The organism is Aeribacillus sp. FSL k6-2211 (assembly GCF_037966125.1).
Lineage (GTDB): Bacteria > Bacillota > Bacilli > Bacillales > Aeribacillaceae > Aeribacillus > Aeribacillus composti.
The window spans coordinates 2042776-2061397 of record NZ_CP150190.1 but is presented as its reverse complement, the minus strand read 5'-3'; the positions used below and the strand labels follow the sequence as shown (position 1 = coordinate 2061397).

At 38.9% G+C, this 18622-nt stretch carries 18 protein-coding genes and 2 pseudogenes; 13 read left to right on the top strand and 7 right to left on the bottom strand.

Translation table 11 applies throughout. From position 1 onward, the window contains the following. Nucleotides 1-2: 2 nt before the first annotated feature. The gene (parC, locus tag NSU19_RS09925; RefSeq protein WP_339196259.1) at nucleotides 3-2432 is read left to right on the top strand and encodes a DNA topoisomerase IV subunit A; all 2430 of its coding nucleotides are present in this window, start codon (nucleotides 3-5) and stop codon (nucleotides 2430-2432) included. A 986-nt stretch (nucleotides 2433-3418) separates the two neighbouring features. Here parC and ric read toward each other — a convergent pair. After that, the gene (gene ric / locus NSU19_RS09920) at nucleotides 3419-4114 is read right to left on the bottom strand and encodes an iron-sulfur cluster repair di-iron protein (RefSeq protein WP_339196255.1); all 696 of its coding nucleotides are present in this window, start codon (nucleotides 4112-4114) and stop codon (nucleotides 3419-3421) included. A gap of 199 nt (nucleotides 4115-4313) precedes the next feature. On the opposite strand from ric, the gene NSU19_RS09915 reads away from it, so the two are divergent. Then, a complete protein-coding gene (locus NSU19_RS09915) occupies nucleotides 4314-5057 on the top strand; it encodes a YwiC-like family protein (RefSeq protein ID WP_066248572.1) in 744 nt (247 codons plus the stop codon). A 250-nt stretch (nucleotides 5058-5307) separates the two neighbouring features. Here NSU19_RS09915 and NSU19_RS09910 read toward each other — a convergent pair whose 3' ends face one another. Both NSU19_RS09910 and NSU19_RS09905 read right to left on the bottom strand, forming a co-directional pair. Next, nucleotides 5308-5520, bottom strand: coding sequence for a YozQ family protein (locus NSU19_RS09910; protein ID WP_339196252.1), 213 nt, complete (start codon nucleotides 5518-5520; stop codon nucleotides 5308-5310). 92 nt (nucleotides 5521-5612) lie between these two features. Next, the gene (locus NSU19_RS09905; RefSeq protein ID WP_066248574.1) at nucleotides 5613-6305 is read right to left on the bottom strand and encodes a Crp/Fnr family transcriptional regulator; all 693 of its coding nucleotides are present in this window, start codon (nucleotides 6303-6305) and stop codon (nucleotides 5613-5615) included. A gap of 328 nt (nucleotides 6306-6633) precedes the next feature. On the opposite strand from NSU19_RS09905, the gene NSU19_RS09900 reads away from it, so the two are divergent. Continuing rightward, on the top strand, nucleotides 6634-7746 hold the full coding sequence (locus NSU19_RS09900; RefSeq protein WP_130156975.1) for a TIGR04053 family radical SAM/SPASM domain-containing protein: 1113 nt from the start codon (nucleotides 6634-6636) through the stop codon (nucleotides 7744-7746). A gap of 184 nt (nucleotides 7747-7930) precedes the next feature. Continuing rightward, nucleotides 7931-8320: pseudogene (locus NSU19_RS09895) on the top strand (MFS transporter); the annotation flags it as partial. Nucleotides 8321-8520: 200 nt separating this feature from the next. On the opposite strand, the gene NSU19_RS09890 reads toward NSU19_RS09895, so the two are convergent. The 4 genes from NSU19_RS09890 to NSU19_RS09875 are packed head-to-tail and all read right to left on the bottom strand — an operon-like array spanning nucleotide 8521 to nucleotide 10568. After that, a complete protein-coding gene (locus NSU19_RS09890) occupies nucleotides 8521-8823 on the bottom strand; it encodes a metal-sulfur cluster assembly factor (protein ID WP_063387670.1) in 303 nt (100 codons plus the stop codon). 45 nt (nucleotides 8824-8868) lie between these two features. Then, the gene (locus NSU19_RS09885; RefSeq protein ID WP_339196248.1) at nucleotides 8869-10116 is read right to left on the bottom strand and encodes a hypothetical protein; all 1248 of its coding nucleotides are present in this window, start codon (nucleotides 10114-10116) and stop codon (nucleotides 8869-8871) included. A gap of 49 nt (nucleotides 10117-10165) precedes the next feature. Continuing rightward, nucleotides 10166-10330, bottom strand: a complete 165-nt coding sequence (locus tag NSU19_RS09880; RefSeq protein ID WP_339196246.1) for a DUF2249 domain-containing protein — start codon at nucleotides 10328-10330, stop codon at nucleotides 10166-10168. A 4-nt stretch (nucleotides 10331-10334) separates the two neighbouring features. Further along, nucleotides 10335-10568, bottom strand: a complete 234-nt coding sequence (locus NSU19_RS09875) for a DUF2249 domain-containing protein (protein ID WP_063387667.1) — start codon at nucleotides 10566-10568, stop codon at nucleotides 10335-10337. A 1121-nt stretch (nucleotides 10569-11689) separates the two neighbouring features. Between NSU19_RS09875 and NSU19_RS09870 the strand changes: the two are divergent. The 9 genes and pseudogenes from NSU19_RS09870 to NSU19_RS09830 all read left to right on the top strand — a co-directional run bounded on the left by NSU19_RS09870 (nucleotide 11690) and on the right by NSU19_RS09830 (nucleotide 18529). Further along, nucleotides 11690-12645, top strand: a pseudogene (locus NSU19_RS09870) (radical SAM protein). A 10-nt stretch (nucleotides 12646-12655) separates the two neighbouring features. After that, on the top strand, nucleotides 12656-13156 hold the full coding sequence (locus NSU19_RS09865) for a MogA/MoaB family molybdenum cofactor biosynthesis protein (protein ID WP_130156971.1): 501 nt from the start codon (nucleotides 12656-12658) through the stop codon (nucleotides 13154-13156). Nucleotides 13157-13161: 5 nt separating this feature from the next. Beyond that, nucleotides 13162-13770, top strand: a complete 609-nt coding sequence (locus tag NSU19_RS09860; RefSeq protein WP_063387703.1) for a molybdenum cofactor guanylyltransferase — start codon at nucleotides 13162-13164, stop codon at nucleotides 13768-13770. 45 nt (nucleotides 13771-13815) lie between these two features. After that, nucleotides 13816-15081 (top strand): gephyrin-like molybdotransferase Glp, encoded by a 1266-nt coding sequence (gene glp, locus NSU19_RS09855; RefSeq protein ID WP_339196239.1) that lies wholly within the window; start codon nucleotides 13816-13818, stop codon nucleotides 15079-15081. Next, on the top strand, nucleotides 15078-15581 hold the full coding sequence (mobB, locus tag NSU19_RS09850; RefSeq protein WP_201108594.1) for a molybdopterin-guanine dinucleotide biosynthesis protein B: 504 nt from the start codon (nucleotides 15078-15080) through the stop codon (nucleotides 15579-15581). Before glp ends, mobB begins: the two co-directional genes overlap by 4 nt. A gap of 32 nt (nucleotides 15582-15613) precedes the next feature. Further along, nucleotides 15614-16069 carry a molybdenum cofactor biosynthesis protein MoaE gene (locus NSU19_RS09845; protein WP_130156967.1) on the top strand — a complete coding sequence of 152 codons (456 nt, stop codon included), beginning with the start codon at nucleotides 15614-15616 and terminating at the stop codon, nucleotides 16067-16069. After that, nucleotides 16066-16299, top strand: a complete 234-nt coding sequence (gene moaD / locus NSU19_RS09840; RefSeq protein ID WP_063387661.1) for a molybdopterin converting factor subunit 1 — start codon at nucleotides 16066-16068, stop codon at nucleotides 16297-16299. The genes NSU19_RS09845 and moaD overlap by 4 nt, the downstream gene beginning before the upstream one ends. A gap of 4 nt (nucleotides 16300-16303) precedes the next feature. Continuing rightward, nucleotides 16304-16789 (top strand): cyclic pyranopterin monophosphate synthase MoaC, encoded by a 486-nt coding sequence (moaC, locus tag NSU19_RS09835; RefSeq protein ID WP_063387660.1) that lies wholly within the window; start codon nucleotides 16304-16306, stop codon nucleotides 16787-16789. Nucleotides 16790-17740: 951 nt separating this feature from the next. Next, the gene (locus NSU19_RS09830; RefSeq protein ID WP_339199928.1) at nucleotides 17741-18529 is read left to right on the top strand and encodes an ATP-binding cassette domain-containing protein; all 789 of its coding nucleotides are present in this window, start codon (nucleotides 17741-17743) and stop codon (nucleotides 18527-18529) included. Nucleotides 18530-18622: the final 93 nt, after the last annotated feature.

Genomic DNA, 18622 nt, shown 5'->3' with positions numbered 1-18622 from the left:
GCATGGAAGCTCAACAACGTTATGTCGATTTACCCCTTGAAGATGTGCTGGGCGACCGTTTTGGACGGTACAGCAAATACATTATTCAAGACCGCGCGCTTCCGGATGTTCGCGACGGGCTGAAGCCGGTGCAGCGGAGAATTTTATACGCGATGCTGATGGACGGAAATACGCATGATAAAGGATTTCGAAAAGCGGCCAAAACAGTCGGGAATGTTATCGGGAACTTCCATCCGCATGGAGATTCTTCTGTATATGAAGCGATGGTTCGGATGAGCCAGGAGTGGAAGGTTCGCAATGTTTTAGTGGAAATGCACGGAAACAACGGAAGCCTTGACGGCGATCCTCCTGCCGCCATGCGTTATACGGAAGCACGGCTGTCCAAACTTGCTTCCGAGCTTTTAAAAGATATTGAGAAAAATACAGTCGAGTTTGTACCGAATTTTGATGATACAACGAAAGAACCCGTCGTTCTCCCCGCGATGTTCCCAAACTTGCTTGTCAATGGTTCAACAGGGATTTCAGCCGGCTATGCAACTGATATTCCTCCGCATAATCTTGGCGAAGTCATTGATGCTGTGATTATGCGAATGAATCATCCGGATTGCACAGTTGAGGAATTAATGGAAGTGTTAAAAGGCCCTGATTTCCCGACTGGAGGAATCATTCAAGGAATCGACGAGATTAAAAAAGCATATAAAACAGGAAAAGGAAAAATTGTTGTTCGCGGCAAAGCGGAAATTGAAAAAATCCGAGGCGGAAAAGAGCAAATTGTCATTACAGAAATTCCGTATGAGGTCAATAAAGCAAACTTAGTAAAAAAAATAGATGACCTTAAGTACGAAAGAAAAGTGGACGGAATCGCCGAGGTGCGCGATGAAACGGACCGGACAGGTCTTCGCATCGTCATCGAACTGAAAAAAGATGCCGATGCTGAAGGAGTTTTAAATTACTTATATAAAAACACAGATTTGCAAGTTCCATATAACTTTAATATGGTTGCAATTCACCGTCGGCATCCGAAATTATTAAGCCTGCCTGAATTGTTGGATGCTTACATCGAACACCGAAAGGAAGTCGTGGTTAACCGATCGACTTTTGAGCTCCAAAAAGCTCAAGAAAGGGAGCATGTCGTAAAGGGATTAATCAAAGCTCTATCCATCTTGGATGAAGTGATCGCTGTTATTCGTGCTTCAAAAGATAAACGGGATGCGAAAGATAATTTAATTAGTGAATTTGCATTTACTGAACCGCAGGCAGAGGCGATTGTCTCGTTGCAGCTGTACCGTCTGACAAACACTGATATTACAGCGTTGAAAGCGGAAGAAGAAGAGCTTGAGAAAAAAATCAAGGGGTTAACAAGCATTTTGGAGGATGAAAAAAAGCTTTCCAAAGTCATTCAATCCGAATTAAAACAATTGAAAAAAACATTTGCCGATGAGCGGCGGACGAAGATTGAGGCGGAAATTGAATCCATTACTATCAATATGGAATCCCTCATCGCAAGCGAGGATACAATTGTTACTGTGACAAAAGACGGCTATGTGAAACGTACGAGCTTGCGGTCGTATACAGCATCAAACGGAAAAGATTTCGGCATGAAGGATTCGGATCGACTGTTATGCCAGTATGAAATGAACACAACAGATGTTCTTCTCTTATTCACAAACAAAGGAAATTATTTATATTGTCCTGTTCACGAGCTTCCGGATATTCGCTGGAAGGATATTGGACAGCATATTTCAAGGACCATTCCGATTGATCAAGATGAACGGATTGTACAAGGCATTCCTTTAAAAAGTTTTGACGACGAGAAATTTTTCTTGTTTGTTACGAAAAAAGGCATGGTGAAGAAAACGGAAATTCGCCAATATAAAGCTCAGCGATACTCCAAGCCGCTTGTTGCGATCAATTTAAAAGACGACGATGAAGTGGTTGCGGTTCATATAACTGATGGAACAGGATTGATTTTGTTATCCACCCGTTTTGGATACGGTCTTTTATTTCACGAAGAAGAAGTGAATATTGTCGGCTCCCGTGCAGCAGGAGTCAAAGGCATCCAATTAAAGGAAGGCGATGCAGTCGTTTCTGGACTTGTGTTTGCTGAGAAACATGTTAACGATCAAAAGCTCGCCATTGTCACGCACAGAGGCGCTGTGAAAATGATCAATATCGGGGAAATCGAACGAACACAACGAGCCAGAAGAGGATCAATGCTGTACAGAGAGCTGAAAACAAACCCGCATCGGACAGCGGCCATCTTACTCGTCAACGGAAATGAGAATTTGGTATTGGAAACGGAGAAAGGTATCAGGGAAATAGTGCCTCTTTCCAATGTGAAGGTGACTGATCGATACAGCAACGGTTCCTTTTACATAGATAAAGAGGAGGCAGGAGAAGTCGCTGATAGCTGGCTGGAAACGGAAGCATAAAAAATGATCACCCCTATCCGGATTTAGTGAGGATAGGGGTTTTTCACTCTAATACAGTGATATTTTGCTTCATTGGCGGTTTAGGAGCAAGTTCTGAAAGAAAACCGCTTGGTCTCGATCAGACATATTATTCGGACACATTTCTAAACGTTGTTTGAAATTGCATATCATTTTGTTTTTTAAAAACGACTGCCAGAGATCTCACATCTTTGTACAGAATCTAGATGGCGGATCGTTCAAGAGAGGATCAAGGAGAACTGCCACACTATGATTTGAAAGCGAGTGAGATGCTTTGGCCATTTCCCCAATGTCAAAAAAGGCTTTATGAAGAAAATAAAAGAAAACAGACTTGTTGGTACACTCTAGGCTTCGCAATCTAAATGCCATTTATTTGCGCTTTCAATGGGATGGATGAGAAAAATCCGAATTTTCATTCTCTTCTAAGCATGAAAAACAAAACAACGACCCATTTTTTTCGTCAATAGCCCCATTCAAAAAACCGTTTAGACAATGAATAGGTTTGCTGCACCTTATACAAAATCCTACAAATTCCTCCAATTTCCCTTCACTTCCTTTGTGATCGTAGTGGTGTAGTTGAAAAAAGTTGGATATAACTTATTATACTTATTATATCAGAAGAAAGATGTTTAAGTTATTCTTCTTTTGTGCCAAACAAGCAGAATATCAAAACAAGAAAAAGAGCGCTTCCAAAAAAGAAAGAAACCATATCGAAAGCCGCTTATTCAGCAACATCAGCGAAAAAGACGTCACACACCGAGGCGCTTTTCGTTTTTAGCTTTCTATTCTCTGAAAAAAACTCTATTACGACGGCATGCCATGAAACTTTGCTTGTCAATAGCCTTTAGCTTCGTCCTTGATAAAACGTTTTAAGTTTTAATGGTTAGATCAAGGTCTGAACAGTCCGTTTCCGTGATGTTGAAATGGTGAAGAAAGAGGCGGGGGATCGCCGCCTCTTACACCCGAAATTATTGAAGAATGCGTGGAAATAATACGTTATTTTCCAAATGAATATGTTCAAATAAGTCTGATTCCAAAGCTTCTAAACGATTGTAAACGAGTTGATATGTTCGGCAAGCCCCGTTCGGAAGGGTATAGTCATTTGTGATCCGCCTAATTTCTTTTATGATATCCCCTGTTTTATCATGTTCATTCGTAAGATCGGCAATCATTTTTTTCATTTTTTGTTCGTTTTCGCTTGTCGGTTGCTTCTCGAACTGGCTAATAAGCGGAAATACTTCAGACTCTTCTTTCCATAAATGTTGTTCTAGTTCCGTTTTTAATTCATTAAACAATTTATGAATCTTTATTAGATGTGGATGATTTCCGCCGTGGACTCGCATAACTTTTGTCACATAGGGACTAAGGTTTGGCAGTTCTTCCAACAAATAACGATGATGTTTATTTATGATATGGTCAATAAGTTCTGAGTATGTTGCTGTCAACCAATTTTTCTCTGTTTTTTCATCAGTTGCAGCATACAGATCCTGCAATTGACTCATTAATTCCTCAATCGCCACTCCCCGTTTATCGGCTGCTTCTTTTAAAGAGCGATCACCGCCGCAACAAAAATCAATTTTATTTTTTTTAAAAACATCGCTCGCTTTCGGAAGCATTGCGACAATTTCTCCAACTGTCGTATTTTCCGTAAATATTGTTTTCATTATTTTTCCCTCCCAATTTCATTGTTAAAAAGATAATACCGCAACTCGTTCTTTTCAATAGTGACAGGTGTCACTTTCCCGTTTAGTGTTGTGGCTATTTTGTGACAAAACAAAGAGGTATGCAACAAATCACAACGTAGCTAGTTTTTTTCACTATAATGGAATTTAGAAGAAATTGTTGATGAAAGGTGGATACATGATGGCAACCGTCAAGAAATTAGTGATTCCAAAACAGCATGGAGCCTGGGCAATGCTTGTTATACCATTTCTATTGGGGGCTTATATAGGAGGGTTCTCTTGGATTCATATTCCATTATTTATCGGCTGGTTATGTTTATATTTAGCAACATATCCGTTACTGATGGCTATGAAAAATAAGCGCAAGCCATTTTATATAAAGTGGTTTGCTCTTTATTTTGCCGCTGCTGCCGTTATACTGCTCTTTCCATTAATGTATAGATGGGAAATAATATATTTCGGAATGGCGATGACACCGTTTTTTTTAATAAATATTTATTATGGGAAAAAGAAAAAAGATCGTGCTTTTTTCAATGATCTAGCAGCAATCGCTGTTTTTTGCATTGGAGGTCTTGCCAGTTCTTTTATTGTAAGCGGTGAAATAACAAAAGAAGCCTTCATCACCATAATGCTTTGTTTTTTATTTTTTGTGGGCAGCACTTTTTATGTCAAAACAATGATTCGGGAAAAAAACAATCCGAACTATAAATGGTTGTCATGGGGTTTTCATGTTTTCTTAATGATCGGCTTGGTCGCTACCGAGTATGCCGTTTTTATAATAGCTTATATTCCGAGTGTTATTCGAGCTGTTTATTTTTACGGAAAAAAAATGCCGATTTTAAAAATCGGTTTAATTGAAGTGGGCAATGCCGTATATTTTTGTTTTGCAATGTTTATGATCATCAATTTGTTCATGCTGCCGTAAGCGCATTTTCCCTTTGCAGAAGGTTGATTGCCCAATGATCATTCGATTTTTTGGGTGAAGTAATGCCGATATATTTTTTTGAACGCTGTCAAGACAAAATTGGCCATGAAATTGGGGGTGTCTAATAAGTCGTTTTTACGGCTTATTGACGCCCCCATTAATGTTTTAGAAACGTTGATATATCGGTGTTTATGATTTTGGACAGCCCCATACAGGCATTTCACTTTGAATATCAGGAAAAAAGGCATTATTATTCTTTTTCAGGCTTCAACGGGATGTTGTTGCCGTCAACATCCTCTATCATCCCATCAATTGTGCCCTCCGTATATGTGTCTCTTACTTGTTCCTGCGTTATGGCCAAACCTTGTGTTAGGTCGGATTCGCTGCCGCTCTTCACAGGTTCATCATATGCTCCGAAGGTTGGGTTATTTTTCATTTTCTTGTCTTGACGTTTTGTGGACATTTCGTTTCCTCCATGAAAATTCGTTTTCCTTTATTATGATTCTTAATCGCTTCAAACATTCATCAAAAAAACAGTTTTCTTTTTGGCGGCCGCTACATAAAGATTTCTTTCTCCAATTGTTCAGCATCAACCAAATAATATCCGTCGTCATCAACAAGAATAAGACCTTTCCGCTTCATCTGGTTAAGCGTTCTGCTTACGGTTTCACGGGAAGTTCCGATCATATTTGCCAATTCCCGATTCGTTAAATGGGTTGTCAAACGATAAAGTTTTCCTTGCGGCAGTGCATTCGTTTTGGTAAGCCGCAACAGCAACAATACGATTTGTTCATATGTATTATGAAGAATTTGCTCTTCTAACCGATTTTGCAAATCTATGATTTTTTCACTCATCACACGAAACAATTTGATGGACAATACCGGAAAGAGCATAAGCGTTTCCTCAAAATCTTTGATGGGAATGACAATTAATGTAGATTCTTCCATAACTTCTGCATGAGCAGGGTAAGATCCTTTGCGAAAAAATCCGGTATGGGGAAACATTTCTCCATTCTGCAAGATGGAAACGATTTGTTCTTTTCCATTTCTGTCCGTTTTATATATTTTAATAGTTCCTGAATGGATGAAATATACGTTTTCCAGCATGTCGCCTTGCATGAATACATACGATTTTGGTTGATAGGTACGTACTTGAGAGATAGCAACTATGGAAGTCAATTCTTCATCAGACAGTTCACGGAAAAGGGGAACGCTTCTTAATCTTTCAAACACCCAGCTATTTGTCATGGTATCACACCTTTATTTCAACTTTGATTTTCGTTTCATATTATAGCGTTTCTTTACAAATGAGTCGTGTGATGTAAATCATAGTTACCAATAAAAATAAGGTGTCTAACATACTTAAGGTTTGGGGCAGACCACCTCATCCATTTGAAGCAATCACGGGGAAGATTCGCAGCAGTTGAACATTTGTCAAAAAAATGACTTTTTCGTAAAAATCATTTCTTCCTTTTTATCGGAAAGTGTGATGGCTTTCACTTCGAAAATCTCACCTTTTTATATGATGAGAAGAAGCAGAGATATTTTTCATTTTAAAGAAAGGAGTTTGTATGTGATGATGGATTATGACCAAAACCCTTTTATAGTCATTTGGGAGTTGACGAGAGCATGTCAATTAAATTGTTTGCATTGCCGAGCCGAGGCGCAATATCATCGTGATCCCCATGAGTTGACTTTTCAGGAAGGAAAAAAATTAATTGATGATATTTTTGCGATGAACCAGCCGCTATTAGTATTTACCGGCGGTGATCCATTAATGCGGCCGGATTTATTTGCTCTTGCCGAATATGCTATTGAAAAGGGATTGCGTGTTTCAATCACGCCGAGTGCAACTCCAAATGTAACAAAAGAAGTGATGCAGAGGGCAAAAGATATCGGGCTTTCCCGTTGGGCATTTAGTTTGGACGGCCCGAATGCGGAAATTCATGATCATTTTCGCGGCACAAAAGGATCTTTCGATTTAACGATGCAAGGAATCAAATATTTGCATGAATTTAAGATTCCTGTTCAAATTAATACGGTTGTATCACGCTACAATGTTCATGTTCTTGAAGAAATGGCGGATTTTGTTGAAAAACTTGATTGCGTTCTTTGGAGCGTTTTTTTCCTCGTACCAACTGGAAGAGGAAAACAATCGGATATGATTTCTCCCGCCCAACATGAACAAGTTTTTCGTTGGTTATATGAAAAGAGCAAACGTGTACCATTTGATATTAAAACGACTGCCGGACAACATTACCGTCGTGTCGTCTTGCAAGCCAAAATGCGTGAACAGCAAATAGATGGAAAAGAAATCCATTATGAAGATATTTTGTTTAAAGGGGCTACAGGGGAAGTGGACGGACTCGGCCGTGCTCCGAAGGGAGTAAATGATGGCAACGGTTTTGTGTTTATTTCCCATATTGGCGATGTTTACCCGAGCGGATTGCTTCCAATCAAAGCGGGAAATATAAGACAAACATCACTGGCCGATATTTATAGAACATCACCAATATTTCAAAAATTGCGCAATCCAAATCTTTATAAAGGAAAATGCGGTGTTTGCGAATTTCGTTTTGTTTGCGGAGGCTCACGCTCAAGAGCGTATGCTGTGACAGGCGACTATTTGGAAAGTGAGCCTTATTGTGTATACATTCCTAAAGCGCTTCGCCAAAAACGGGAAGTTTAAACCGTTGGAAACGCAAGCGGTATTCAATTTGATTGAATGGGCAAAAATCGGAAAAACATTTTTGTTGAGGTGAAATTTTAACAATGATTTGGCAATCAATAATTATATGATAAAGTTCACAAACATTCCCCGCCTATTTTTATGGTACAGATGATGGCACCATTCATCTGTTTAGGAGGGGATTTTGGTGAAACAAAAAGCATTACTGCCAGTCACCACTTTAGCCATGACATTTGCATTTGCCGTATGGCGAATTTTATCTCCGTTAGCAAGTACGTTCCAAGATATTTATAACCTGACATCAACATAAAAAAGCATCTAAGTTGCCAACCCGTCTGCTAGGTTCTGTCATGCGAATTCCACTCGGAATTTGGACTGACCGGTATGGCCGACGGTAAATGTATTCTTTGCTTTTATTATTTTTAATTGTCTCATTAGTTGGCATCAGTTTTGCCAATTCTTACGGAATGACGATATTTTGGGCTTTTTCATTGGAATGGCAGAAACGTCATTTGCGATTTCAGTTACATTTTTTTCCTGGTTGACACCTCCGGAAAAACAAGGAACAGCGATTATCCCCTGCAGGAAGACAGCATTTGTAAAAAATTTTCCTGGAAGGGGATTTTTTTGGCTGGGAAACGATTAAACGAACATCTTAAATGTGACGCCGTTTGTATGGGAACTGGAAGAAGAGCCAAAAACACCAAAATAATTGGGACTTCTTTCATAAAAAAAGCTGTCCCTTTCAGGAAAGGAACAGTCTTTGAAAAACGTTTAGGAAAGGAACCCTAGCTGCCTTAATGCTTTTTCGCTCATTCTATCAGGGGACCAAGGCGGATTCCAAGTGATTTGGACATTTACGTCTTGAATGCCTTCAATATCACGCAATGCGCGTTTCACACCGCCTGCTATTGAGTCGTGCAACGGACAGCCGGGTGTAGTCAATGTCATTAAAATGAATGCAGTTCCGTCTTTGACTTCAATCTTATAGATCAGTCCTAAATCAACAACATTAATTCCCAATTCAGGATCTAAAACGTTTTGCAGTTTTTCCAAGATCTTTGCTTTTATTTCCATTGTTACATCACCCTTTATATTTCAGTAAATCGTTCCCTCATTATTTTATTTCAACAATACGGAGCCAATCGTACAGGCAAATAATCCAGAAAACAGCACCATTCCTCCTTGAGCAAGATAAAATAGACCAGTACTTGAAGAGGCAAGAGCAGCGATCATGCCGATAAGACTCGCAACAAATAAACAGCATTCCATCACAATCCATTTTTCATTTATCATTTGTTTCAAAGTCGGCACCGCTTCTTTGCCGATTTTTTTGCTATACCGGTGTGTCCACCATAGAAAAGGAACAATTTTATATAAGTAGCCAATGATGCTTAATAGAATCCAGCCGAACAGATAACAGTAGATGATGATGGAAAAGATGCGGGAATGGATTTCACTTTCAAAAGAAAAACCGGCCGCCGCTATATGCAGGATGACTCCAAAAACAATGGCCAAAAGAGCAAACAGAAAAGGTTTATCCAGTTTTTTCTTCATCCTTTTCTTTAAAATGGCAAACATATGGTATGCAAACAACCCATATCCGACAGCCATCAATAGAAGCCCTGCTGATAACAACCGGTCATTTGCCGTTATAAAACTGATGAAAGTTAACACAAGACCGCTCATATAAAAAATGTAAACATATCGGGCCGTGTTCATTGAAAAATGATGCGCCAATGAAAACATCGGAACCATTTTGTAAGAAAATCCGAAGATAAGAAGTGTAAACCAGCCGGAAAATCCCAGCAATATATGTGCTTTGAAAATCAAATCATGATCGATTAATTGTCTGCCGCTCCAAAAATGATAGGCAAGCGTCAATCCGAGCCCGATCGTTAGGAGCAAACAAATGAGGGCGGTACCAACAAATAAAGTGATGACCGTTCTTTTCTTCTGTTGTTTTAATGTCATGAACATCTGCCATAAAAACATTACAATCCCGCAAGTAAGAAGCAAGCCTGAAAATATAGCCATTTGAATATTAAAGGCCAGACTGATGCTAAAAGATAGTATTCCTAATGACGTGACGACCATTTGGATAAAAGCGAATGCTTCATTCCATATCGGGGTTAAAAACACGACTGGAACAAGCTGATACATGGCCCCCATGGCTGTCATTAAAGCAAAGCCAATCACTAATAAATGGACAGCTGACAATACGACAGGAAGGCGCATTTCTCCGGTTGAAAGCTGACGAGTTGACAGAAATAAAAGAATTTGAGAAAGGAAAAACGCCAGCAAGCCAAAAATAATAAACGAAAAAGGGATTCGAATATTCGTTTCATAAGTATGATTAGCCGTCATCATCGTCATCCTTCTTTTCAATCGTTATTTCATAGCTTCCATCACTGCGCTTTTACGTTTGATAGGTATAACCGAGATCGTCAAGCTGTTCAAATAAAAACATCGGGCGGCGGTCATTAATAATTTTCAACGCTTCTCCTTTTTTTAATTTTGCTAATGCCGTTAAAGTCCGCATCATCGGTTGTGGGGGCTCTAAGCCGCGATTATCCAGTATCATTTTTTCATTCCTCCGTTTTAACAAAGGTAATTTTCCAATGTTTATCCTCTATTTTTTCCGCTTGATAAGAAAACCCTTTTTTCTTCATGATAGGAAAAAGCGGAACAGGTTTAAACGGAGCGTGTAAAATAAATACATCTCCTTGTGCAAGAGGCTGAATGGCCGCCATGATTTTTTGAAACGGCTCTAATTTCTTCTTTAAATCTTCGCGAACATCTAATTCAACAGTTTTTCCCATCCATATTCTCCTTTCCATCTTTTTTATCAATGTTCATCATAGTAAAAACAATTCCCGCAATTTGTGATTTGCTTCACTTCATCGGCATCACTTTTGAAAAGTTTATGAATAATTGATTCGTGATGCCGTATTGGCATATATCCTTCCAATTGAGGGAAGGGAAGATGTTGCAACATCAATTGAACTGCTTGTTAGAAAATGTTTCAGTTTTCAATGAAAGATCGGTACCATTTCGCTAAGGATATTGTTTTGCTTGAAATAGAAAGGAGAGTGTGTGTTTTTAAAGCGGAAACAGCTGATGGCATGTAGGGAAATTTATTTCTTTGCTAATATGGTCAGCGGCCATTGTGCGAAAAATACGTCTAACCCGGACAAAGCGCTATTGCAAAAAGATCATTCTAACATTGAAAGTATGTCATTGACATCAAAAAGATGGTTGCCTGAAAAGTGTGCTAGAAGAAAAAGCGGGGCGTAAACCAAGTTAATGCCATTTTTGAAAACGATTGAGAAGTTGTTCATCTATTTAGGTAGCTGGTATTTTTTCATCTTATTGTAAAGTGTAACTTGTGAAATCCCTAATTCTCAGGAAGCTTTGGATTTGTTGCCGGCGGTTTTCTTTAATGATTTTTCTATCAGTTGTTTTTCGATAGTATCTTTTTTTCAATCAACTTTGAGTTTTTTCGAGTCTGGACGGATTCTCGACAGGTGACCCGAAATGGAAAAAGCTAAGAAGATCCTGTTGATGGATGAACGGTTTTCTAATATAATAACCATTCTTTCCATCAAGTTTTACAGTTCGCCAAGCATTGGTACATTGTCCATAATGAAAACTGCTGATTCTATTATGAAAGCCTCCGTTTGCCGAAATCGTAAAATATTTTTTGTGTATCTATTTTGTTTTCTCAATTCATTGTATAGAGCCCCATCATGTTAGCCATAAAAAATGATAAATTGGTAAAATGTATTCCAAATAGGTTTCTTTTTCAGAAAATTTTTTTTACAATTAATTTAACCTTTTATGATCATTCGAATTTATGGGACAGAGATCTCATTCTATTGTTTATCTTGTCTGTAACATATGAAGAATGAATGTATAAGGAGAGGAAGATGTTGCGAGATCAATTAACCGCCCTTTATTGGATTTGCGCATTTCGGTGACAGGCCGATATAATTTTCGTTGTGTATACTGTATGCTGAAATGGAAGGAAGACAGTATTCTTTTATGAAACGGGAATAACTAATGACGTTTGAAGAAATATATCGTTTGGCCAGCCTCTTTACGTTTAGGCATTCGAAAAATTCGTCTGACCGGAGGGACGAAAGGACATTGATGTACTAATAACGATGTTAAAAAATATTCAAGATCTTCAAGACGTTTCATTGACCATTAACGGATATTTTTAATATCATATGCCAAGCGTTTAAAAAAAGCGGGCATGAACCGGATCAATGTCAGTTTAGATGCTTTAAATAACGAAATTTTTTCTAAAATGAACGGAGGTAAAGCAAAGTCTGAGGAAATTGTTAGAGGAATTGAAGAAGCGGTTGCACAAGGTCTGGCGGTAAAGGTGAACATGGTTGTAAAAGGAATAAATGAGAGCGAAATTTTACCGATGGCTCGTTTTTTTGAAGAAAAAGGAATGACGATCCGCTTCATCGAATATATGGATGTCGAAACCTTAAACGGTTGGAAAATGGACGAAGTTTTGACGAGCAAAGAAGTTCATGATATGATTCACCAAGAAATACCTCTTAAACCAGTTCAGTCAACGTTTTTGGCGAGGTTCCTAAAAGGTATCGATACCGAGGTACGGATGTGGAAGGCGGTTTTATTTCTTCCTTATCAGGAGCTTTTTGTTCTGATTGCACGCGAATGCCCTAAAAAGTATACATGCTATTTGCCTCAAACGGCGTTGATTTATTAGTTAAAATGCGAAAGGGAGCAAGCGGTGAAGAAATATTGGATGAGATCATCCGTGTTTGGCAGGCTCGGGACGATCGTTATTCCGAAGAAAGAGGAAGGATCAATGCTCTTTCTGCAAAAAGACGTGTGGAAATGTCTTATATTGGCGGGTGAGGTGTGATTGATGAGTGTATCTGAACATCGCAGCAAGGCAAATGGCCCTGTTCGCTGCAAAGTGATCACCGTTTCTGATACGAGAACGAAGGATACGGATAAAAGCGGTGCATTAATCATCGAATTATTAACGAGAGAACAAATGGAAATAATAGATTACGAGATTGTGAAAGATGAACGGGAAGCCATTCAATCTGCTGTGAAAGAGGCTTCTGAGGAAATTGATGTTTTTTTATTGAACGGCGGGACTGGTTTTACAAAACGGGATGTGACGGTAGAAGCGGTAAAAGAATTGCTTGACAAAGAAATGGTTGGTTTTGGGGAATTGTTTCGTTATTTAAGCTATAAAGAAATTGGAAGCGCATCCATGCTTAGTCGAGCACTTGCCGGTTCAATTGGACAAAAAGTCATTTTTTGCATGCCGGGATCTACAAATGCGGTTCGTCTTGCCATGGAAAAGCTGATTTTGCCGGAACTTCGCCATCTTGTTTGGGAGATGAATCGTCAGTGAACAAGATGATCGGGATTGTGCTGGCAGGAGGACAGTCGAAACGGTTTGGGCAACCGAAAGCATTTGCGAAAAGAAATGGAAAGGAATTTATTTTATATAGTATCGAAGCGCTGCAATGTATCACAAAAGACGTGGTTGTTGTCATACATCCTGAAATAGATACGAAATGGCTGCAAAGGAACCAGCTGACATATATTCAAGATCTCGAATTGTATCAAGGAAAAGGACCTCTTGCCGGCATTTATTCCGTTATGTCCCAATTCAAATCCGAATGGTATATCGTTTTACCTTGTGATACTCCTTTTATCAATGCGCATTTGTTGAAAAAATTGCAATTATACAGAAATGACGGTTGTGAAGCGATTGTTCCTAGTGTTCACGGAAATATTCAGCCATTGATCGCCATGTACCATCATCGAGTGAAGGAAAAAATACGATGGCACCTTGAACAAAATAAGTTAAGCATGAAGCATTTTCTTCCAAGTATTCATACTAGATATGTTGAGATTAATGATGATGATGCTTTCATCAATATTAATACAAAGGATGAATATGACCAGTATATTGTTCATAATAACCTTTTTCCTCAAGCCTCCTTTTCCAAAACAAAATAAATGTTCCTTGGTAGTATCGGGTGGGGGAAAGAATGGTGGAAAGGAATGGGAGCGTTGCGAAAGCCAATTCAAGTAGAGGAAGCAATCGACCGGGTGTTGGAAAAAAGCTATGAAGGTGAAATAGAGTATGTATCAATCGAAAACAGCTTTCATCGTGTGCTTGGTCAAGATATAACTGCTACAACGGATGTACCTGGATTTGATCGATCCCCTTATGACGGCTATGCTGTTTGGGCAGCATCGACCGAGGCCGCTTCAGCTTCCAATCCAGCAGTTTTGGAAGTCGTCGGGACTCAAGGAGCAGATTCTGTTTGGAAAGAATCTTTAAAACCTTTTCAAGCCGTTAAAATTATGACTGGCGCTGCCATTCCAGAAGGTGCAAATGCCGTCATCATGAAGGAATTAACACAGGAATTCAGAAAAGACGGAAAAACATATGTGCAAATAAAAAGAAAAGTTGAGGCAGGAGAAAACATCTCCCGCATCGGAGAAGATATGAAAAAGGGCAGTTTGCTTATCGAAAAAGGAACCGTGATCACTCCGGGAATATCCGCTGTTCTGGCAACGTTCGGGTATCATTACGTTCCGGTTATGAAGAGCCCAAAGGTTGTCGTCATAGCAACCGGGAGCGAATTGCTTGAAGTGTATAAACCGCTGGAAAAAGGAAAAATTCACAACAGCAATACTTATATGCTGCAGGCACAAATTTTCAGAGCTCACGGTGAACCGATTTTATACGGAATTGTGAAAGACACATTTCAAAATGTATTTCAAGCTGTTACAAAAGCAATGCAAATGGCCGACATTATCATCACAACAGGCGGAGTGTCAGTGGGCGATTTTGATTATATCCCAAAGGTGTACGAGCATCTTCAAGCCCAAGTTTTATTCAATAAAATCGGCATGCGCCCAGGGAGTGTTACCTCTGCAGCAGTTGTCGGCAACAAAATTTTGTTCGGCCTCTCAGGCAACCCTTCCGCTTGTTATGTCGGTTTTGAGCTGTTTGTCCGTCCGTATATAAGGGCGATGCTCGGACAAAAAAATTGTTATTTAAAACGAGCCCGGGCGATTTTAACGAAAGATTTTTTAAAGCCGAATCCGTTCACGCGCTTTGTGAGAGCAAAATTGTCCTTTCATGATGGAAAGCTAGTAGCTGATCCGATTGGAAGGGACAAATCAAATATTGTTTCATCCTTAATTCATACTAATAGTTTAATTGTTTTGCCTGGCGGAAGCAGAGGATTTCAAGCAGGCAGTGAAGTTAACGTGCTGTTAATCGAAGATGAAGAAGGAGCCTCCAGTTGGCTATGATGATTTTACAAGTGGTAGGGCATCAAAACAGCGGAAAAACTACGCTAATTGAAAAATGCATCAAAGAGCTGACCAATCATGGGATAAAAGTCGGTACTTTTAAACATCACGGTCATGGTGGAAAACCGGATATTCCAAAAAAAGATACGTATCGGCATTGGGAAGCTGGTGCTGTTGTTTCAGCGGTTCTAGGGGAAGAAACTTTGCTGTTGCAAGCTGAAATAAAAGCGAATGAACATTTTTCGAACATTATGGAACTTTACCGGCATTTTTCAATTGATGTATTGATTATCGAAGGATTGAAAAAAGCTCCATACCCGAAAATTGTCTGTATCCGTGATGAGAAAGATCTTCATCTGCTTGATTTATCAAATGTGATCGCATCGATTAGCTCGATCCCTTTGAAAGAAAAACATTCATTTTTTATTAAAGATGAAGATTTGTATATCAGCTGGATCGTGAACTATGTAAAGGAGAAGCTGTTGGAAATGAGACAATAATGCCATTTTATATTATATTTGGAGGGATAATTATGTTTCAAATTGTGAAAGAACCGATAGATGTTTCACGTGTCATCGAAGCTGTTGTGGATCGAAATGCCGGAGCTATCGTTACATTTATCGGAACTGTAAGGGAATTGACAAAAGGAAAAAAAACATTGTATTTAGAATATGAAGCATATGAATCGATGGCTCAAAAAAAACTGGAACAAATCGGAGCTGAAATTAAACAGCAGTTTCCGAATGCTAAGGTTGCCATTGTCCATCGTATCGGACGATTAGAAATTACGGATGCCGCGGTCGTCATCGCCGTATCTACTCCTCACCGCGCTGATGCTTATGAAGCAAACCGTTATGCAATCGAGCGGATTAAAGAAATGGTACCGATATGGAAGAAAGAGCATTGGGAGGATGGCTCATTGTGGATCGGCAATCAGCAAGAAACGATTTCTTATGAAAAAGGCATTCCAAAGGAGATGAAGTCATGATCCGAATTTTATTTTTCGCCCAACTAAAAGAGCAGCTGAATAAAAAGGAGATGACATTGCCATATCAAGAAATAACTGTTAAACAACTCCGCGAACGGTTGGAAAAAGAATATTCACTGCCCGCCCTATCCTCCGTCCTTTTTGCCATCAATGAAGAATTTGCTGCAGAAGATGACATCATTCGGGATGGGGATGTTGTCGCCCTTATTCCGCCGATGAGTGGAGGTTAAAAACATGAAGAAGCTGACTCACTTAAATGAGCAAGGAAGGGCAAAAATGGTAGATATTTCAGAGAAACAGGAAACAGTCCGTACTGCACATGCCATCTCAAGTATTCTTGTTTCAAAAGAAGTGTATGAAAAAATCACAAGCTCACAGGTCAAAAAAGGAGATGTTCTGTCAGTAGCGCAAGTAGCTGGAATTATGGCCGCCAAACGCACGGCTGACATCATTCCAATGTGCCATCCGATTGCTTTAAAAGCGGTGGATATTCAATTTGAATGGAAATGCGACGAAAACAAATATGAATTAATGATCCATTCATTTGTGAAAACAAAAGGAAGCACAGGGGTTGAAATGGAAGCATTAACTGCTGCGAGCGTCTGCGCCTTAACCGTGTATGATATGTGCAAAGCAATCGATAAAGGAATGGTCATCGGCCAAACATATTTAATGGAGAAAACAGGCGGCAAAAGCGGTGACTTCCGCCGTGAACTATAACTTTTATAGGTAATTGATCATTATAGAAAAGAATTTTTAGCTGCAGAAAGAAACTAGTTACCATGAAACCAATCAACTTACTCTGTCTTTAAATAAAAGGACGCCAAGCTGAAAACTACAAGGAAAGAGACACTTTTGAAAAAAGCATGATCATATCAAATGTTTCGCAATCCGGGCTCTTGGAACTGGAAAAATTTCTAAGGAGCCCTGTACATATTTTTCATTCGGCATATAAGAGCTTCTTCATTATCATCGATGAAGGGCTGCATAAGCGTTGTGGACAACGAGCTTGTCGGGGTGTTCTCGTGCCGTCCTATAACCGCCTCGTTGCCGTCTGTTTTGATTTATGTCATTCTTTCTGAACGATTCAATCAGCTCTATTTCACAAGTTATTCTATTGTTTTAAAAAAAAAATTTTATCATATCGCGTTGAATGCTTTTGCATCCCGTTTTGCAAAAAAAGGCCAGGGGCTTATGAAGTGTCTAGTGCCCCAAAATTGTTGGATTGCTGAGGCAGCATGGATAAAACGAAAGGTTAAGGACAAATTTTTTTAAGCTCCTCTGATCATTTCTCCAAAGCAGGGAAGAAAACTGCTTCAAGACGCAAAATGTCGATCTTCATTAAGCCCTCATGATCAAAAGGCGTTTTCCTTCCAATAACATTGATTTTCCGCTTCGCAAAAAATTTTACAAAATGCTCCAAATACGTTAAAATTTCATTCAAAAAGCTTTTTTTATTTAAAACAAGAGGTATAAAATTCAAATTTTTTATCTTTTTTCCATTCCTTTGTTCCGACATTAAATGAAATAAAAAATTTTCAGTGGTTTGCTGCACGAAATAAAATAAATAAGAGTGCCAAGCTTTTTATAAAGAGAGAAGTGTTTAATAAGTATAATGGTTTGAATCATTTGCAACTTTATTCATAATCAAAACAGGGGATTTCGCTTTTTATGAAGAAAGGGCTGTTTTACATGTTTCACATCAAAAATTTACGATACAAAGATATTCTTTACATTGACGAGTTGAAAATTGAAGAAAAACAAGTAACGTGCATCATTGGCCAAAGCGGGGGAGGAAAGACAACACTTTTAAAAATGCTCAATCACATGCTGTCGCCAGATCAAGGAGAAATTGTTTATAAAGGCCGGTCATTGTTTGAATGGAATCCAATCGCTTTAAGACGGGAAGTTGTGATGCTTTCACAGCAGCCAGTAATGTTTGAAGGAAATATTCGAGAGAATTTGAATTTCGGCAGAATTTTATCTGAAAAAGAGCCTCTTGACGATGAAATGTTGAAAGAAGCACTAAAATTTGTGTGCTTGCAAAAAAAATTAGAGGATGACGTAGAACAATTGTCCGGTGGAGAAAAACAAAGACTTGCACTAGCCAGAATTTTTCTAATGGATCCAGAAGTTTTTTTATTAGACGAGCCAACCTCTGCGCTAGATAAAGGAACTGAAGAGAAAATCATGGATGACGTAGAACAATTGTCCGGTGGAGAAAAACAAAGACTTGCACTAGCCAGAATTTTTCTAATGGATCCAGAAGTTTTTTTATTAGACGAGCCAACCTCTGCGCTAGATAAAGGAACTGAAGAGAAAATCATGGATGCATTCATTCGTGATGCTAGGAAAAAAGAAAAAACGGTTATTATGGTAACACACTCAGATACAATACCAAAAACATATGCAGATAAAGTTATTACGATAAAATATAAACCAACAGGTGATAATCAATGAAGCAAGAAGTTATCAACATCGAATTTTGGAGGCTCTCGGCAGCATATTTATTTGTTCTTATTTTAATATTGCTTGTCAGTAGCGTTGCATAAA

Excerpts from the sequence above, each read along its gene's own strand:
- parC (WP_339196259.1), top strand. The coding sequence starts at position 3 with ATGGAAGCTCAACAACGTTATGTCGATTTACCCCTTGAAGATGTGCTG.
- ric (WP_339196255.1), bottom strand. The coding sequence starts at position 4,114 with ATGAAAACAATATTTACGGAAAATACGACAGTTGGAGAAATTGTCGCA.
- NSU19_RS09915 (WP_066248572.1), top strand. The coding sequence starts at position 4,314 with ATGGCAACCGTCAAGAAATTAGTGATTCCAAAACAGCATGGAGCCTGG.
- NSU19_RS09910 (WP_339196252.1), bottom strand. The coding sequence starts at position 5,520 with ATGTCCACAAAACGTCAAGACAAGAAAATGAAAAATAACCCAACCTTC.
- NSU19_RS09905 (WP_066248574.1), bottom strand. The coding sequence starts at position 6,305 with ATGACAAATAGCTGGGTGTTTGAAAGATTAAGAAGCGTTCCCCTTTTC.
- NSU19_RS09900 (WP_130156975.1), top strand. The coding sequence starts at position 6,634 with ATGATGGATTATGACCAAAACCCTTTTATAGTCATTTGGGAGTTGACG.
- NSU19_RS09890 (WP_063387670.1), bottom strand. The coding sequence starts at position 8,823 with ATGGAAATAAAAGCAAAGATCTTGGAAAAACTGCAAAACGTTTTAGAT.
- NSU19_RS09885 (WP_339196248.1), bottom strand. The coding sequence starts at position 10,116 with ATGATGACGGCTAATCATACTTATGAAACGAATATTCGAATCCCTTTT.
- NSU19_RS09880 (WP_339196246.1), bottom strand. The coding sequence starts at position 10,330 with ATGATACTGGATAATCGCGGCTTAGAGCCCCCACAACCGATGATGCGG.
- NSU19_RS09875 (WP_063387667.1), bottom strand. The coding sequence starts at position 10,568 with ATGGGAAAAACTGTTGAATTAGATGTTCGCGAAGATTTAAAGAAGAAA.
- NSU19_RS09865 (WP_130156971.1), top strand. The coding sequence starts at position 12,656 with ATGAGTGTATCTGAACATCGCAGCAAGGCAAATGGCCCTGTTCGCTGC.
- NSU19_RS09860 (WP_063387703.1), top strand. The coding sequence starts at position 13,162 with ATGATCGGGATTGTGCTGGCAGGAGGACAGTCGAAACGGTTTGGGCAA.
- glp (WP_339196239.1), top strand. The coding sequence starts at position 13,816 with ATGGGAGCGTTGCGAAAGCCAATTCAAGTAGAGGAAGCAATCGACCGG.
- mobB (WP_201108594.1), top strand. The coding sequence starts at position 15,078 with ATGATGATTTTACAAGTGGTAGGGCATCAAAACAGCGGAAAAACTACG.
- NSU19_RS09845 (WP_130156967.1), top strand. The coding sequence starts at position 15,614 with ATGTTTCAAATTGTGAAAGAACCGATAGATGTTTCACGTGTCATCGAA.
- moaD (WP_063387661.1), top strand. The coding sequence starts at position 16,066 with ATGATCCGAATTTTATTTTTCGCCCAACTAAAAGAGCAGCTGAATAAA.
- moaC (WP_063387660.1), top strand. The coding sequence starts at position 16,304 with ATGAAGAAGCTGACTCACTTAAATGAGCAAGGAAGGGCAAAAATGGTA.
- NSU19_RS09830 (WP_339199928.1), top strand. The coding sequence starts at position 17,741 with ATGAAGAAAGGGCTGTTTTACATGTTTCACATCAAAAATTTACGATAC.